Origin of the sequence: Streptomyces sp. NPDC088116 (assembly GCF_044741745.1) — a bacterium.
In the GTDB taxonomy this organism is placed as follows: Bacteria; Actinomycetota; Actinomycetes; order Streptomycetales; family Streptomycetaceae; genus Streptomyces.
Genome location: NZ_JBIUTF010000007.1, coordinates 503,435 through 519,525, shown reverse-complemented (window position 1 = coordinate 519,525; position 16,091 = coordinate 503,435). Strand labels below are relative to the sequence as shown.

Below are 16,091 nucleotides of genomic sequence, written 5' to 3'. Positions count from 1 at the left end.
CGCGCGGCAGTCGCGTGCGTATGGCCAGGAGGAGGTGGCTGGGACTGTGTCGAGGGCGAGGGTGGCGCGACGGATCGCCGCGGGCGCGGCCTATGGCGGCGGGAGCATCGGCCTGCTGGGAGCGGCGGGCGTCGGGGTGCTGCTGGCGGAGGTCCAGCTGGCGAAGCGGTCGGTGGGCGGCGGGGTCGCGCCCGTACCGCCGAGTGGTGACGGTTGGTACGGACTGGCCTTCGGGCATACGACACCGCTGCGCATGGGCATGCTCGGCGATTCCACGGCCGCGGGGCAGGGCGTACGGCGGGCGGGGCAGACCCCGGGGGCGCTGCTCGCCTCGGGGCTCGCGGCGGTCGCCGAACGGCCCGTGGACCTGTGGAACGTGGCGCTGCCCGGCGCCAAGTCGGACGACCTGGACCGCCAGGTGACGCTGCTGCTGTCGGACCCGACCCGGCTGCCCGACGTCTGCGTGATCATGATCGGCGCGAACGACGTCACGCACCGGATGGCGGCGACGCGGTCGGTGCGCTATCTCGCGGCGGCGGTACGGCGGCTGCGGACGGCCGGAGCGGAGGTGGTCGTCGGCACGTGCCCGGATCTCGGCACGATCGAGCCGGTGTACCAGCCGCTGCGCTTCCTGGCCCGCCGGGTGAGCCGGCAGCTGGCGGCGGCGCAGACCATCGTGGCGGTCGAACAGGGCGCCCGTACGGTCTCGTTGGGCGACCTGCTGGGCCCGGAGTTCGCGGCGAACCCCCGGGAGCTGTTCGGCCCGGACAACTACCACCCCTCGGCGGAGGGGTACGCGACCGCGGCGATGGCGGTCCTGCCCACGCTGTGCGCCGTGCTCAACCTGTGGCCGGAGACGGACCACCTGGACGTGTCCCGCGACGAGGACGTGCTTCCGGTGGCGAAGGCGGCCTCGGCGGCGGCGTCCCGGGCCGGTACGGAGGTCACCGGCGTCCGCGCCCCCTGGGCCCTCCTCAAGCACCGCCGCCGCCACCGCCTCCCGACGCCCACGGAAGCGACCCCGGCGCAGGCCGCGACGGAGGCCGGGGCCGAGGCGGGGGCCGGAGCCGAGGAGGCGACCGGGCCGGGGACGGGCACGGGGACGGAGACCGGCAGCCAGCAGGCGACAGGCACCAACTGAGCAAGCGCTTAGAAAAGAGGCCCGCATCACACGTCCGGCCCGGTGACCCGAGCACTACGTACAGGTAACTTCGCCTTCAGTCCTGTCCCCCTCACCCTTTCCCCCCTCGCCCGCCCCTCGCCTTCATGGAGCCGTGATGCCCGAAGCCGTGATCGTCTCTGCCGCCCGCTCCCCCATCGGCCGGGCCTTCAAGGGCTCGCTCAAGGAACTGCGGCCAGACGACCTGACCGCCACGATCATCGAGGCCGCGCTCGCGAAGGTCCCCGGGCTCGACCCCCGCGACATCGACGACCTGATGCTCGGCTGCGGCCTGCCCGGCGGGGAGCAGGGCCACAACCTCGGCCGCATCGTCGCCGTACAGATGGGGATGGACCACCTCCCCGGCTGCACCATCACCCGCTACTGCTCCTCGTCCCTCCAGACCTCCCGGATGGCGCTGCACGCCATCCGGGCCGGCGAGGGCGACGTGTTCATCTCGGCCGGCGTGGAGATGGTGTCGCGCCAGGTCAACGGCACCTCGGACGGCATGCCCGGCACCCACAACCCGCTCTTCGAGGACGCGGAGGCCCGGACCGCCGCCGTGGCGCAGAGCGAGGGCGCGAGCTGGCACGACCCCCGCGAGGACGGCCTGGTCCCGGACGCGTACATCGCGATGGGCCAGACCGCCGAGAACCTGGCCCGCCTCAAGGGCGTCACCCGCCAGGACATGGACGAGTTCGGCGTACGGTCGCAGAACCTCGCCGAGGAGGCCCTCAAGAACGGCTTCTGGGAGCGCGAGATCACGCCCGTGACGACCCCGGACGGCACGGTCGTCGCCAAGGACGACGGCCCGCGCGCCGGCGTCACCCTGGAGGGCGTCCAGGGCCTCAAGCCCGCCTTCCGCCCGGACGGCATGATCACGGCGGGCAACTGCTGCCCGCTCAACGACGGCGCCGCCGCGCTCGTGATCATGTCCGACACCAAGGCGCGCGAGCTGGGCCTGACCCCGCTGGCCCGGATCGTCTCCACCGGCGTCACCGGCCTCTCGCCGGAGATCATGGGTTACGGCCCGGTCGAGGCGTCCCGGCAGGCGCTCTCCCGCGCCGGGCTGACCATCGGCGACATCGACCTGGTGGAGATCAACGAGGCGTTCGCCGCCCAGGTCATCCCCTCCTACCGGGACCTGGGCGTTCCGCTGGAGAAGCTGAACGTCAACGGCGGCGCCATCGCCGTCGGCCACCCCTTCGGCATGACCGGCGCCCGGATCACCGGCACGCTGATCAACAGCCTCCAGTTCCACGACAAGCAGTTCGGCCTGGAGACCATGTGCGTGGGCGGGGGCCAGGGCATGGCCATGGTCATCGAGCGACTGAGCTGACCCCGCGCAAGAGGCCGTGACGCACAACGGTCCGGACTGAGCCATCCGAAGATCCGGATCGGGTCCGGACGGAGCCCGTCGGCCCCGTCCGGACCCGACCGTGCCGAACCGGGGCGAACCGGACCCCCGGTGACGGAGGGTAGCCGGGCCGTACGGAAAAGCGCAGGTCAAGCCCGCCGATCCCCAGTCGTGACTGAATCTCCCCCAGGATGTGACCTATCTCCGGGGGAGTTTTATTTGCCCAGGTCAGAGCCGTGCGGGCGGAATATCTAAGGCCCAAAGACCTGTCCATTTCATGACGTAATGCACTGACGGCGGGATCCCGCCCAGGACAAGCTGAGGTAGGAAGTCGGGGGTATCGATTGGAACGGGAGTAGTCAGTGAGCGCCATGTCTCTTGCCCTGCTGCTGACCACGGCCGCCGCCACGGCCGTGGGCGTCGCTGCTCTGCACGCCGCTCACGGGCTGCGTCAGCAGGTCAGCGCCCTGCGCGGCGAACTGGCGGCGACCCCGGGCGGGCTCACCGCCGCCGTCCCTCAGGCCAGAAGCGCCGACCACACCGACGACATACGTACCGCCGTCGCCGAGGCGCTCGCCGAGGAACGCGAGCGCGAGCTGGCCGAGGCGCGGGCCTTCTGGGCCGCCCAGGAGGCGCGGGACGCCGCCGACGCCCCGTCGATGCTGGGCGGGCTGGCCGGACTCGGCACCGAGGAAGGACCGTTCTTCGTGCCCCGCCAGGCGGACTTCATCGGCATGGAGTCGCTGGAGCCACTGGAGTCGCTGGAATCCCTGGAGTCACTGGACCTCGACGCCACCGATGCGCTCGACGACTTCGCCGGCCACCCGGGCCTCACCGGGGTCACCGAGGCCGGCGGACCACACGCCGGGAGCGAGACCGGCGAGTTCGCCGAGGACTCCCCCGAACTGGCCGCCGCCCGCCGCCGGCACCCCTCGCACCCGGACTTCGTACCGGTGCGGACGCCGGTGGTCACCGACCACGAGCGGACCGTGGCGCGGCTGGAAGAGCTCGCCGAGACCCGCACGGCACTGGCCGACGTGCGGCCGGGGCCGCTGGGCACGCTCGACGTCTATGTCTTCGCCGACGGTACGACGCTCTGCATGACGCCGGGTCACCGTGAGACCGCCGAACGGCTCGCCGACGCGCTGCGCGAGGGCGAGGCCCCGTTCCTGCTGGGCGGATCCGGCGTCTCCGGCGCGTACGCCCTGACCTTCTCGTGCGGCGACGCCGACGGACCCGACGAGGGCGCGGAGCACGTCTACATCCTCGCGGACCGCGTCATCTCGTCGATGTGACCGGCTCGGCGCCGTCGTCAGCACGTCGCCGTAATCGGCACGTCGCTGTAATCGCCGCCATGGCCGCGGCGCCGCCTCACAGCGCCGCTTCTGCGGCCACCCGCTCGACCGAACTCACGGCCTCGTCCAGCTCCGCGGCGGACGGGGCCGCCTTCAATGCCTCGGCCAGGTCCCCGGCCGCGACCGTGAGCTGGTCCGCGACCACGAACACCCCCGCGTCCGGCATGATCCGCGGCTCCTCACCGGGGGCGTCGAGCCGCTGGGCCCGTACGGAAAGCTCCCTGGCCAGAGCGAGCGCCCGCGCCGCGGCTCCACGTTGGAGGCGGCTCTGCGGGGCGGCCCGCAGCCGGTCGGCGAATCGGTCCACGGCGGCCGTCAACGGCGTTGTGTCGAGCACCCCGCCGACCCTACGCGGCCACGCGGGACTGTTGCCAACACGCCCGCGCTGGGGCACGGTGGGCTGAAGGACCAAGTACGCGCACAGCGTCCGGAGGCGCCGATGTCCCTTGTCTTCTCCGAAGAGACCCATCGCAATCTGCTCTCCCGTATCCCCCAGTGCACCGGCCGTGAGATCTCCGACTGGCTCCGTACCGTCGAGGAAGGACCGTCCCTCTTCCGCTTCGAGGAGAAGGTCAGCTGGCTGCGGAGCGAGCACGACCTGGCGTACGGGCACGCGAAAGCGATCATCCACGAGTACGACCTGAGGCGGGCGGCCCGCCGCCTGCTCTGACCGGACCGCATCCGACCGACCCCCGGCGGAGACCGGTTCGCGGCGAACACCGGTTCCGGTCCGCGACGGAGACCCACACCAGAACCCCCGACCGAACACAACAGAAGGGGTCCGCGGGCATCAGCCCGCGGACCCCTTCTCACTGCGCCGTTCGACGGCGTCAGCCCTGCGCGTCAGTCACGCGCGTCAGTCACGCGCGTCAGTCGTTGCCTTGCAGGATCGAGAGAAGCCGCAGCATCTCCAGGTAGATCCAGACCAGCGTCAGGGTGAGACCGAACGCCGCGAGCCACGACTCCTCGCGCGGGGCGCCGTACGCGACGCCGTCCTCGACCTGCTTGAAGTCGAGCGCCAGGAAGCACGCGCCGAGGACGATCCCGACGATGCCGAAGACGATGCCCAGACCACCGCTGCGGAAGCCGAGGCCGTCACCGCCGCCGAAGACACTGAACAGCAGGTTGGCGACCATCAGGAGCACGAAGCCCATGGCGGCGGCCATCACGAAGCCGTAGAAGCGCCGCGTCACACGGATCCAGCGCATCTTGTACGCGAACAGCACGCCGGCGAAGACCGCCATCGTGCCCATCACGGCCTGGATCACCACGCCCTGCGCGATGTAGGTGCTCACCGCGCTGCTGATCACTCCGAGGAAGACACCCTCGAAGGCGGCGTACGCCAGGATCAGCGCCGGGGTCGGCTTGCGCTTGAAGGACTGGATCAGCGAGAGAACCATCGCGACCAGCGCGGCACCGATCGCGATGCCGTACGACTTGCCGAGATTCGCCTCGTCGACCGGCAGCAGCACCCACGAGAGGACCGCGGTGAGCACGACCGTGCCGAGCGTCATGCCGGTACGGGTCACGACGTCGTCGATCGTCATGACGTCGGTCCGCGCGGGCGCCTGCGGGCCGCCGGGCTGGGCGCCCTGCTGGGGCGCATAGGGGTTGGTGGCGTACGGGTTGGTCGCGTACGGGTTCGTTCCTACAGCGGGGCCCCCGGCCTGCGGCGCCGCGTTGAAGCCCGCGTGGCCGTTGTCGCGGCTGAAGCCCCGTCGCGAGAAGACCGGGTTACTGCTCCTCATCTCACTCCTCCATGGCCACCCTGCGCGGCCTTGCGACAAGAGTAATGGGGTAGCAAAGCGTATGCCCTAGTGCTCGGGGAGGATCTTTCCAGGATCGTGACGTCCTCGCGTGCCGCTCGTCACATAGACAAGGGAGCATGAATGCCGGGCCTGTCCGAGGGAAGGTCACCGGAAGGAGTCGAAAGGAACTCAGGAGCACCGGCCTGACCCGGACTCCGTACGGACACCCCGCGCGCCCCCGCACGCGCGATCCACCACCGACGCTGGCCGCTGATGTGCCCGGAGCCGGACTTGAACCGGCACGCCCCCGAGGGGCAGCGAGGTTTAAGCTCGCCGTGTCTGCATTCCACCATCCGGGCAAGGCACGCGACGCCGCGTTGGCATCTGAGCCTATCGGGACACACCACTCGAACAGCCGAGCAACAACCCGATGTTGTCTTATTTTATTGACGTCTGAGGGTGCGTCAGCACACGTAGCTGGCCATCGGCACATGCCGGGCGCGGTTGGGCATCTCGTACTGAGGCGCGCAGGAATGACGAAAAGTCGCCGTCCGGTCACTCATTTGGCACCATCGCGAGGGCATCGCCGCGCTCCGCGGGTGCGGACGCCGGCTCAGGTCCGAGCCGACGCAGACTCAGGTCGGAGACGTCTCGGGGTCGGTCTCATCCCGGAGGAGGAGAGGGCCACGCCGCGGTGCGACCCAAGAGGGTCCTCCGAACGGGTACGAGGAGGGACGACCCCCGGGTCCAACGGACACGAGGATGGAGTGGTTCCCACAGCGCATCCGACAGGAGTGTTTCCCCGTGACCACCACCCCGTTCGCCGAACGCGTCACCACCGTGGCCGCCCGCGCCTCCGATCTCTCGAAGGTCTACGGAGTGGGCGAGACCCAGGTGGTCGCCCTCGATCATGTCAGTGTGGACTTCCGCCAGGGGGAGTTCACCGCGATCATGGGCCCCTCGGGCTCCGGCAAGTCGACACTGATGCACTGCGTGGCCGGCCTGGACAGCTTCAGCAGCGGCTCCGTACGGATCGGGGAGACCGAGCTGTCTACGCTCAAGGACAAGCAGCTCACCAAGTTGCGCCGGGACAAGATCGGCTTCATCTTCCAGGCCTTCAACCTGCTGCCGACGCTGACAGCCCTGGAGAACATCACGCTCCCCATGGACATAGCGGGCCGGAAGCCCGACAAGCAGTGGCTGGACCAGGTCATCAACATGATCGGGCTGGCCGACCGGCTCGGCCACCGGCCCACCCAGCTCTCCGGCGGTCAGCAGCAGCGGGTCGCCGTCGCCCGCGCGCTGGCCTCCCAGCCCGAGATCATCTTCGGTGACGAGCCGACCGGAAACCTGGACTCGCGCTCCGGTGCCGAGGTGCTGGGCTTCCTTCGCAACTCCGTACGAGAGCTGGGCCAGACCGTCGTCATGGTGACGCACGACCCCTCGGCGGCCTCCTACGCGGACCGCGTGATCTTCCTCGCCGACGGCCGGATCGTCGACGAGATGCTGAGCCCGACCGCCGACGGCGTGCTGGACCGGATGAAGGCCTTCGACGCCAAGGGCCGCACCAGCTGACGCACGCTCAGTCCGAAGCGGTCCGAAACACGCGCGGTCCGAGCGATCGGTACGCACGGGATCAGCCGCACTGGATCAACCGCACGGAACCATCCGTACGGGAGGACCCACGGATGACGTACGGGATGACAGAGCCCCGTACACGCCGAAACGACCCGCACGGGCTGAGTGGTCCGTCCGCGCCGGCGCGGACCCGGACGAGCCCCTCGGGCCGCCGTACGCGCTGACGCCCCCTCAGCCAGCAGCCTCGCCTGCCCTGCTCCGCCCTTCCGGCCTGGGCCCGATCACCGCCCGGCCCACCCTCACCAGGACTTCCATCATGTTCCGTACCGCCCTGCGCACTGTGCTCGCGCACAAGGCCAGGCTGCTGATGACTGTGCTCGCCGTGATGCTCGGCGTGGCCTTCGTCTCCGGCACCCTGGTCTTCACCGACACCCTCGGCAACGCCTTCCAGAATCAATCGTCGAAGAGCTACAAGGACGTCGCCGTCGGCGTCACCTCCTCCGACGCCCGTGAATCCGACAACCCGGCCGAACGCAAGCTCGGCCCCGGCATCAGCGAGCGGACCCTCGACAAGATGAAGGCCGTCGACGGTGTCGACGGCGTCACCGCCCGGGTCAGCGGATTCGCCGGGGTCGCCGATCCCGACGGCAAGCTGATCGGCGACGGCTGGTCCAACAAGGGGGGCAACTTCTCGCCCGGCGAGAACGGCCGGGACTCCTCCTACACGTTCACCGACGGCTCGGGACCCACGCGCGACAACCAGATCGCGCTCGACAAGGTCTCGGCGGCCAAGGGCGAGTACAAGGTCGGCGACACGGTCCGCGTCGCCACCAACGGACCGGTGCAGGAGTTCACCCTCGCGGGTGTGTTCACCACCGAGGACGGCGAGGTCAACGCGGGCGGCAGCCTGGTGCTCTTCGACACGGCCACCGCCCAGAAGCTGTTCCTGGAGCCCGGTTACTTCACCGACGCCACCGTCACCGCCGCGCCGGGCGCCTCCCAGGACAAGATCCTCAGCGAGATGAAGACCCTGCTGCCGGCGAACACCCACGCGCAGACGGGCAAGGAACTCGCCGCCGATCAGGCGAAGATGATCGAGGACAGTCTCAGCGCGCTCAACCAGATGCTGCTCGCCTTCGCGGCCATCGCACTGTTCGTCGGGATCTTCCTGATCTCCAACACCTTCACCATGCTGGTCGCCCAGCGCACCAAGGAGCTGGCGCTGCTGCGTGCCGTCGGCGCGTCCCGCCGTCAGGTCAAGCGCACGGTGCTGGCCGAGGCCGCCGTCGTCGGTGTGATCGCCTCCGCGGTCGGCTTCGTGCTCGGTATCGGGCTGGCGATCGGGCTGCGGTCCCTGATGGGCTCGTTCGGTGCGAAGGTGCCCGCGGGCGCGCTGGTGGTCTCGCCGACCGCGGTCGGCGCGGCCTTCGGTGTCGGGGTGCTGATCACCCTGCTCGCCGCCTGGCTGCCCGCCCGCCGGGCCGCGAAGATCCCGCCGGTGGCCGCGATGAGCAGTGTGCACGGTGTGGCCACCACCAAGTCCCTCGTCGTCCGCAATTCCATCGGCGCCCTCATCACGCTGGCAGGCGCAGGCGCGATCGTCTCGGGCGCGAACACCGGCTCCGACGGCCGGCTGACCATCGGCGTCGGTGCGTTCTTCGCGATGATCGGTGTCATCGTGCTGATCCCGCTGCTGTCGCGTCCGGTCATCGCGCTGGTACGGCCGTTGCTGGTGGGCGTCTTCGGGGTGTCCGGCAAGCTGGCCGGTCTGAACGCGGTCCGCAACCCGCGCCGTACCGGGGCCACCGCCTCCGCGCTGGCCATCGGGCTCACGCTGGTCACCGGGCTCACGGTGATCGGTGTCACGGTCGGCCAGGCCGTGGACAAGATGACCACGGACAACATCAAGGCCGACTACATGGTGTCCATGGCGGGCGGCGGCACGCTGGACAAGTCGGCGGTGAATGCCCTGGAGAAGGCGCCGGGTGTGGGCGCGATCTCCCCGCAGCAGGCCAGTTCGCTGGAGGTGGACGGCCGCTTCCACGCCGCTTCCGCCGTCACCCCCGGAGACATCGAGAAGGTCATCAACGTCGACGTGCTCGACGGTTCGATGGACACGCTCGGCAAGGGCGGGATAGCGGTCGACGACAAGGCCGCGAAGGCCAACGGCTGGAAGGTCGGCGACTCTCTCCCCGTCACCTACACCGACGGAAAGCCGGGCAAGCTGACGCTCGGCGCCACCTTCAAGGGGAACGATTTCCTCTCGCCGGTCCTGATGTCCACGGACCTGGCCGACGCGCACGACGCCAAGCCGGTCGTCCGTGAGGTGTGGGTGAAGACGGACGGCGGTGCGAGCACCGCGCACGAGCAGGCCCTGGTGGACGCGCTGGGCAAGAACCCGGCCATCACGGTCATGGACCAGGAGGACATCAGGAACACCTTCGGCGGCTTCATCAACACCGCGCTGAACATCATGTACGGCCTGCTGGCGATGGCCCTGATCATCGCGATCCTCGGTGTCGTCAACACCCTGGCCATGTCCGTCTTCGAGCGTCAGCAGGAGATCGGCATGCTGCGCGCGATCGGCCTGGACCGCCGCAAGGTCAAGCGGATGATCCGCCTGGAGGCCGTGGTGATCTCGCTCTTCGGCGCGGTCATCGGTGTGGGGCTCGGAACGTTCCTGGCCTGGGCGATCGGCGAGACCATCAAGTCCGGGATCCCCGGCTTCGCCCTGGTCATCCCGTGGGACCGGATCGGCATCTTCCTGGGGCTGGCCGCGCTGGTGGGTGTGCTGGCCGCCCTGTGGCCGGCGCGCAGCGCAGCGCGGCTGAACATGCTGACGGCGATCAAGACCGAGTAACCGCGCGGCGGTGAAGTGACGCGTGAGGGCCGGACCCCGGGCAGACTGACGGGGTCCGGCCCTCACTCATGGCGCGGGCGAGGTCGACGGCCGTGCCGGGGATCGCTCATCCACTCCATACGCGGGCGCGCGCCGGCATCCCCGACGCACCGCTCGCCGGGGTCTTCACCGCGAGGATCTGGTTGACGCCGATCTTGTTCCGTTCGAAGGAGAGAGCGGACGCCGCCATGTAGAGCCGCCAGACCCGGGCGCGGCCCGGCGATGTGGCCCGTACCGCCTCGTCCCAGTGCGCTTCCAGGTTCGCCACCCAGCGGCGCAGCGTCAGCGCGTAGTGCTCCCGGATCGACTCGACGTCGCGGACCTCGAAGCCGGATTCCTCCAGCGTGCCGACGGTCCGGCCGAGCGGCGCCAGTTCCCCGTCCGGGAAGACGTACGCGTCGATGAACTCGTCGATCCGGTAGCTGCCCTCGTCCTTCTCCGGGCGCCGCGCGATCTGGTGGTTCAGCAGCCGCCCGCCCGGCTTGAGGAGGGCGTGCAGGTCGTCGGCGTACTGGCCGTACTGCACCGAGCCGACGTGTTCGGCCATCCCGATGGAGGAGATCGCGTCGTACGGTCCGTCCCTGACGTCCCGGTAGTCCTGGACACGGATCTCGATACGGTCGGTCAGCCCCTCCTCCGCGATGCGCTTGCGCGCGAAGGCGGCCTGCTCGCGGGAGAGCGTCACCCCGGTGACCCGGGCGCCGTACTCTCGCGCGGCGTGGATGGCCATCGAGCCCCAGCCGCAGCCGACGTCGAGGAGCCGGTCGTCCTCCTTGAGCGCGAGCTTGCGGCAGATCAGATCGAGCTTGTCGCGCTGCGCGTCCTCGAGACTGAACCCGGGTCTGCTCGCGGCGCCGGGGCCGGCGGAGGCGTTGTCCCAGTAGGCGCACGAATAGACCATGGACGGGCCGAGCATGAGTGCGTAGAAGTCGTTGCCCACGTCGTAGTGATGGCTGATCGCCTCCTTGTCGCGGCGCTTGGTGTGCAGCGCGCCGTGCCGGCGCCGGATCTCCTCGGCGGGCGGTACGGGCGGCGGCCAGGGTCCGGCGACCTGGACGAGCCCGCGGGCCGCGGCCCGCATCCGGGGGTCGCGTACGGGATGGACCGTGTCCTTGGCGTCGGCTCCGCGCTCCCAGATGAGTCCGGCGAGATGTCCGAGAAGGTCGTAGAGATCGCCTTCCACATCCAGCTCACCGGCCACCCAGGCCCGTGCGAGCCCCAACTCGCCGGGCTTCCACAGAAGTCTGCGCAGGGCCCGACGGTTACGGATGATCAAGGTCGGGGTGTCCGGGGGACCCGATTCGCTCCCGTCCCAGGCACGGATACGGACCGGGAGCGGGGCCCCCAGCAGTTCCTCGGCAAGTGTGGTCAGCCGCAGCGCGGCGCTGGCCATGGCGTACACCTCCGTAAGGGTGGAAACCGAACATGCTCAACACCACGTAAACACCGGTCGAGTACGGATGCAGTCCCGCCCGCAGGCAACGAGAAGGCAAAATACCTGCATCCACCATGTACTTCCCGGTGGGTCGTGCCCTTTCTTCCGGGGGCTTCTGGAGAGTGGTACCCAACACGGAGCCCGGACACCGGTCCTGGCGGGCGGGGAGGCCCGGACAGCGGGCGGCGGGGCGCTGAGCCGAGAGAGCTATCGGGCGCCACCTCGGGGTCCGGCTCAGGTGACACCGCCGGACGCACCCGGGCACGCCGAAGGGCCGCCCGCACCACGGATGGCGGACGGCCCTTTTCGAGGTTGTGCGTTGTGCTACCCGGTCAGGAGGCCTTGGCCTTCTCGGCGGGGGACGCCGCGGCAGCGGCGGCGGCCGGAGCCGGCTTCGCGGCCTCGTAGAACTCCTCGCGCGGCGTCTCCATGGCACCGAGCGAGACGACCTCGCGCTTGAGGAACATCGCGAGCGTCCAGTCGGCGAAGACGCGGATCTTGCGGTTCCAGGTCGGCATGGCCATGCCGTGGTAGCCACGGTGCATGTACCAGGCCAGCCGGCCACGGAGCTTGATCTTCATCTTGCCCATGACGATCATCGCGACGCCCTTGTGCAGGCCGAGACCGGCGACCGCACCCTTGTTGGCGTGGCTGTACTCCTTCTGCGGGAAGCCCCGCATACCGGAGACCACATTGTCGCCGAGGACCTTCGCCTGGCGCAGCGCGTGCTGGGCGTTCGGCGGGCACCAGGCGTTCTCGACACCGGCGCGACGGGAGGCCATGTCCGGAACCTGGGCGTTGTCGCCCGCGGCCCAGATGTAGTCCGTGCCCTGCACCTGGAGTTGCTCGCTGGTGTCCACGTGGCCACGGGGGCCGAGCGGCAGACCGTAACGGCCCAGCGCCGGGTTCGGCTTGACCCCGGCCGTCCACACGATGGTGTTGGAGTCGATCTCGAGGCCGTTGTTGAGCACCACATGGCCGTCCACGCAGGAGTCCATGCCGGTCTTGAGGTAGACCTCGACGCCGCGGCCCTCGAGGTGCTCCTTGCCCCAGGTGCCCAGCTTCGGGCCGACCTCGGGAAGGATCTTGTCGGCGACGTCCACGAGGAGGAAGCGCATGTCCTCGCGCTTCACGTTCGTGTAGTACTTGGCGGCGTCGCGCGCCAGGTCCTCGACCTCACCCACGGTCTCCGCACCGGCGAAGCCGCCGCCCACGAAGACGAAGGTCAGCGCCTTGCGGCGGACCTCCTCGTCGGTTGTCGAGTCGGCCTTGTCGAGCTGTTCGAGGACATGGTTGCGCAGGCCGATGGCCTCCTCGATGCCCTTCATGCCGATGCCCTGCTCGGCCAGACCGGGGATCGGGAAGGTACGGGAGACGGCGCCGAGCGCGACGACCAGGTAGTCGAACGGCAGCTCGTAGGCCTCGCCGACGAGCGGCGCGACCGTGGCGACCTTGCGGTCCTGGTCAATGGTCGTGACCCGGCCGGTGAGCACTTCAGCCTTGGGCAGCACGCGTCGCAGCGGGACGACGACATGCCGAGGCGAGATGCTGCCGGCGGCAGCTTCGGGGAGGAAGGGTTGGTACGTCATGTACGAGCGAGGGTCGACAACCGTGACGGTCGCCTCCCCGTAGCGCATCTTCTTCAGAATGCGACGAGCTGCGTACAGGCCTACGTACCCACCGCCTACAACGAGGATCCTGGGACGCTCCGTGGTGCTCATGCCATCGAGTATCCACCCCCCTCGGAGGGGGTGCTCGTGAGCCCCTTCACAAGGAGTGGGGCCCCTTGTGCTACACTGCGCGGCCCGCTTGGCCGAAACACCGGCCACACAGGGGTTCCGGCAGGACCGACCGACCCTTGCCGGCCGTTTGTCCACCCCTCGTGAGCTGGACCTCCACCCTCCGGTACGGGGTGCACCCGCCGCCCGGTTCGTACCGGCGCGATGCCGCCGGGAACCGTACGGAATCAGAGCCCGGCGCCCCCGCGATAGGGCCGGATGGTCCCCAGGAACCGCCAGTGAGCCCTGGCGGGTCGATTTCCTTGTGAAGAACTTCACGAAGTTCTTCGCGAAGGCGTTCCGGGTCGAGGTGAAACGGCCCCCGGAGGGCGCTCAGTGGATGAGCGGGGCCATCGGATGAGCAGGTCAGCCACCCGCTCAGCCGCCCCCGTGGCACCGCCACGGCACTCCTGTCGCGCGCTCCGCGCCGGGCTGGGCGCTGGGCGACAGGCCGTCAGGTCCCCGTACGGAATCAGAAGTTCCGGGCCTGCGCCCGCGCCTTGGCCTGCGTCAGGAGGTCGCCGTGGTGCCGGCTGAGCAGGCGTTCGTGTCCGGGGGTGAAGTACGCGCGCCACGCGCCCACCGCTAGCTCGTCGTCATCCTCACGGGCGCGCGTGGCCTGTTCCGGCAGAGCCATGGCCGGGGTACCGGGGTCGGGGTGTCCGGTGGCGGACCGCAGCCGGGCCAGGGCACGCTCGCGGGCTTCGGCGCTGCCTCCGTGGGCCGGGCCGGCGAGTTCCTCGTGCGTGATCACGCACACCGCCGGGTGGTGTGCCAGCCACCGGCAGCTCCGGGCCTCGTGCATCCCGGGAAAGCCGGGGTCGGTCAGCGCCAGCGTGATTCTGTCGTCCATGGTCGGCAGGGCCCTGAGGATGTCCCGGTAGATCAGCTCCTCCGGCAGGGTTCCGACGCCGTCGGGCCGCGAGAGCGTAAGGATCCGGTCGACGATCCTGTCCCGTACATCGCGGTGGTGAAAGACGACCGGCGGGTTGCCCGTGGCCTGCCAGGCGCGCAGGAAACCTCCGTCGGCCCGCTGGAGGTCGAGGCTGTTGACGTACCAGCAGCCACGGCCCGGCAGCAGTCCCGGCAGCTCGCCGTCCGGTACGCGCGCCAGCCGCGCTTCGAGTCCGGGGTCGACCGGTGAGGCGAGGGCGACCGGCTGCCCCAGGCGCGTCCACCACACCCGCCACAGAGCGCTGACCGCTTCCTGGAAGGCCGCCTCCAGCTGTTCCCACTCGCCGCCCTGTCTGCGCAGCAGAAGAGCGGCCCGCTCCGGCCCGTACGCGGCGGCCAGCAGCGGATAGACCTCCCCGGGGCCCGGCTGTTCACCGCCGCCGTCACCGGGAGGCCGGGCGGCGCTCATCGTGCCGTACGGGGTGTAGCCGAGCGCGGTGGTGGCGTCGGCGAGCAGTGGCGTACCGCTGCCGCGCAGCGAGACCACGATCACTTGCGGCGATACAGCCATGGATGCGTCTCCCGGAGAGAGATAAGGAGTAAGGGGACGGGCTCCTCGAACAGGCGGGCGTACTCAGCGCGGAGCGGATGAAGTGACGGGAGCCGTCCGGGGAGCGAGGAGGAGGTCTTCGTAGATGTGATGGCGGCGGGTGGCGATGCGGTGGTCCAGCAGGTCGGCCGCGCGGGTGTGCTCGCCGGTGTCGATCAGGGCGCGGGCGAGGGTGTCCTGGACGATCTCGCGCTCCACCCGTACCCCGCCGATGCGTTCCACCGTTCCGCCCAGCCCGGTCAGCAGGTCCACCGCCCGCTGGGGCCGGCCCGCGGTGATCTCCGCGAGCGCCCGGACGACGGGAGCGAGTACCTGGTGGTAGTCGGGCCGCTCGTCGTGGGCCGCCCGCCGGGCCAGGGCGTACAGATCGTCGGTGGCGGCCTCGACGGCCAGGGCCAGTGCCAGGTTGAAGGTGTGGAAGACCTCCGCCATCCCGCGCGGGTGCGCCAGCAACTCCCGTACGTGAGCCGGGTCGGAGCGGCGGGCCGGGGTCTGCCCGGCCAGCAGCAGACGCCAGTTCGTCGCCGACCGCATGCCCACGTCCTCGCGGTCCAGCACGTCGTCCGCCCGCCGGCGCGCGTCGGCGAAGTCGCCGCAGGCCAGCGACTGCAAGGCGGCATGCCAGTTCAGGTGCTTGAACTGCACCGCCTGGGGGTCGGCCGCCAGCCACCGGTCCAGGAAGGCCGTGGAGGCTGGGCCGGCTCCCAGCTCCTGCTCGGCGTGCGCGCGGGCGTGCGCGGCCACCCCCGAGCGCGGGTACAGCGCCAGCGCGCGCCCGGCCAGTTCGTACGCCTCCTCCACGCGGCCCTGTTCGACCCGTGTCCAGGCCATCCGGCTCGCCCATGTCCAGCTGTCCGGGCCCACCAGCGTGTACTGCCGCTCGGTGAGCGCGTCACCCCGCGCGCGGTAGGCGGCGTCCCCGCAGGCGTGGAAGGCGTCCAGCAGCAGCCCCGCCACCTCGTCCCCGGGCCACCGCGCGAAGTGCGTGACCAGGTGATCGGCCGTCAGCCAGTACTGCCGGTGGGTGTAGAGGAACACGCCGTAGACCAGACTGACGGACCGTGCGTCGGCGGCGTGCGCGTCCTCGTACGCGGCGGACAGCTCTTGCCGCAGTTCCTGGTCGCTCAAGGCGTCGCTGGTCGCCAGCACCAGCAGCGCCCGCGCCACCCCGAGCCGCGGGTGTTCGGCCACCCACTCCCACAGCAACGGCACCCCGCGCCCGCTCAGGGCAGCCAACTCCCGTACCGCGGCGTCCTCCACCGACACACCCATCACGCG

General features: G+C 70.3%; 12 protein-coding genes and 1 tRNA gene. 6 read left to right on the top strand and 7 right to left on the bottom strand.

Translation table 11 applies throughout. The features are described 5' to 3' along the window. Nucleotides 1-61 precede the first annotated feature (61 nt). The 3 genes from ACIOJD_RS28465 to ACIOJD_RS28455 all read left to right on the top strand — a co-directional run bounded on the left by ACIOJD_RS28465 (nt 62) and on the right by ACIOJD_RS28455 (nt 3,811). Nucleotides 62-1,141 carry an SGNH/GDSL hydrolase family protein gene (locus ACIOJD_RS28465; protein WP_401918877.1) on the top strand — a complete coding sequence of 360 codons (1,080 nt, stop codon included), beginning with the start codon at nt 62-64 and terminating at the stop codon, nt 1,139-1,141. Nucleotides 1,142-1,277: 136 nt separating this feature from the next. Continuing rightward, nucleotides 1,278-2,498, top strand: a complete 1,221-nt coding sequence (locus ACIOJD_RS28460; protein ID WP_401918702.1) for an acetyl-CoA C-acetyltransferase — start codon at nt 1,278-1,280, stop codon at nt 2,496-2,498. Between the two features lie 389 nt (nt 2,499-2,887). Continuing rightward, nucleotides 2,888-3,811, top strand: coding sequence for a hypothetical protein (locus ACIOJD_RS28455; protein ID WP_401918875.1), 924 nt, complete (start codon nt 2,888-2,890; stop codon nt 3,809-3,811). A 76-nt stretch (nt 3,812-3,887) separates the two neighbouring features. Here the strand turns inward: ACIOJD_RS28455 and ACIOJD_RS28450 are convergent, their stop codons facing one another. After that, nucleotides 3,888-4,208 (bottom strand): hypothetical protein, encoded by a 321-nt coding sequence (locus ACIOJD_RS28450; protein ID WP_401888198.1) that lies wholly within the window; start codon nt 4,206-4,208, stop codon nt 3,888-3,890. A gap of 102 nt (nt 4,209-4,310) precedes the next feature. Here ACIOJD_RS28450 and ACIOJD_RS28445 point away from each other — a divergent pair, with 102 nt between their 5' ends. Beyond that, entirely contained in the window at nt 4,311-4,541 is a 231-nt protein-coding gene (locus ACIOJD_RS28445) for a DUF4287 domain-containing protein (protein ID WP_401918700.1), read from the top strand. 199 nt (nt 4,542-4,740) lie between these two features. Here ACIOJD_RS28445 and ACIOJD_RS28440 read toward each other — a convergent pair whose 3' ends face one another. Together ACIOJD_RS28440 and ACIOJD_RS28435 are read right to left on the bottom strand one after the other, a co-directional pair. Then, nucleotides 4,741-5,619: a Bax inhibitor-1/YccA family protein gene (locus tag ACIOJD_RS28440; protein ID WP_401918698.1), complete on the bottom strand. Its 879-nt coding sequence runs from the start codon at nt 5,617-5,619 to the stop codon at nt 4,741-4,743. A gap of 276 nt (nt 5,620-5,895) precedes the next feature. Then, nucleotides 5,896-5,978, bottom strand: a tRNA-Leu gene (locus ACIOJD_RS28435). A gap of 445 nt (nt 5,979-6,423) precedes the next feature. On the opposite strand from ACIOJD_RS28435, the gene ACIOJD_RS28430 reads away from it, so the two are divergent. Further along, nucleotides 6,424-7,194 (top strand): ABC transporter ATP-binding protein, encoded by a 771-nt coding sequence (locus ACIOJD_RS28430; protein ID WP_401888191.1) that lies wholly within the window; start codon nt 6,424-6,426, stop codon nt 7,192-7,194. Nucleotides 7,195-7,513: 319 nt separating this feature from the next. Next, nucleotides 7,514-10,057: an ABC transporter permease gene (locus ACIOJD_RS28425; RefSeq protein ID WP_401918696.1), complete on the top strand. Its 2,544-nt coding sequence runs from the start codon at nt 7,514-7,516 to the stop codon at nt 10,055-10,057. 106 nt (nt 10,058-10,163) lie between these two features. On the opposite strand, the gene ACIOJD_RS28420 is transcribed toward ACIOJD_RS28425, so the two are convergent. The 4 genes from ACIOJD_RS28420 to ACIOJD_RS28405 form a co-directional block, all read right to left on the bottom strand. Next, a complete protein-coding gene (locus ACIOJD_RS28420; RefSeq protein WP_401918694.1) occupies nt 10,164-11,489 on the bottom strand; it encodes a class I SAM-dependent methyltransferase in 1,326 nt (441 codons plus the stop codon). Between the two features lie 374 nt (nt 11,490-11,863). Further along, a complete protein-coding gene (locus ACIOJD_RS28415) occupies nt 11,864-13,252 on the bottom strand; it encodes an NAD(P)/FAD-dependent oxidoreductase (RefSeq protein WP_401918692.1) in 1,389 nt (462 codons plus the stop codon). A 529-nt stretch (nt 13,253-13,781) separates the two neighbouring features. Further along, nucleotides 13,782-14,774 carry a hypothetical protein gene (locus ACIOJD_RS28410; protein ID WP_401918690.1) on the bottom strand — a complete coding sequence of 331 codons (993 nt, stop codon included), beginning with the start codon at nt 14,772-14,774 and terminating at the stop codon, nt 13,782-13,784. A 63-nt stretch (nt 14,775-14,837) separates the two neighbouring features. After that, nucleotides 14,838-16,088: a hypothetical protein gene (locus tag ACIOJD_RS28405; protein ID WP_401918874.1), complete on the bottom strand. Its 1,251-nt coding sequence runs from the start codon at nt 16,086-16,088 to the stop codon at nt 14,838-14,840. Between the last annotated feature and the right edge of the window lie 3 nt (nt 16,089-16,091).

What these genes read in the sequence shown, in the direction of transcription:
- ACIOJD_RS28455 (WP_401918875.1), top strand. Translation starts at nt 2,888, where the DNA reads ATGTCTCTTGCCCTGCTGCTGACCACGGCCGCCGCCACGGCCGTGGGC.
- ACIOJD_RS28445 (WP_401918700.1), top strand. Translation starts at nt 4,311, where the DNA reads ATGTCCCTTGTCTTCTCCGAAGAGACCCATCGCAATCTGCTCTCCCGT.
- ACIOJD_RS28410 (WP_401918690.1), bottom strand. Translation starts at nt 14,774, where the DNA reads ATGGCTGTATCGCCGCAAGTGATCGTGGTCTCGCTGCGCGGCAGCGGT.
- ACIOJD_RS28415 (WP_401918692.1), bottom strand. Translation starts at nt 13,252, where the DNA reads ATGAGCACCACGGAGCGTCCCAGGATCCTCGTTGTAGGCGGTGGGTAC.
- ACIOJD_RS28420 (WP_401918694.1), bottom strand. Translation starts at nt 11,489, where the DNA reads ATGGCCAGCGCCGCGCTGCGGCTGACCACACTTGCCGAGGAACTGCTG.
- ACIOJD_RS28460 (WP_401918702.1), top strand. Translation starts at nt 1,278, where the DNA reads ATGCCCGAAGCCGTGATCGTCTCTGCCGCCCGCTCCCCCATCGGCCGG.
- ACIOJD_RS28440 (WP_401918698.1), bottom strand. Translation starts at nt 5,619, where the DNA reads ATGAGGAGCAGTAACCCGGTCTTCTCGCGACGGGGCTTCAGCCGCGAC.
- ACIOJD_RS28425 (WP_401918696.1), top strand. Translation starts at nt 7,514, where the DNA reads ATGTTCCGTACCGCCCTGCGCACTGTGCTCGCGCACAAGGCCAGGCTG.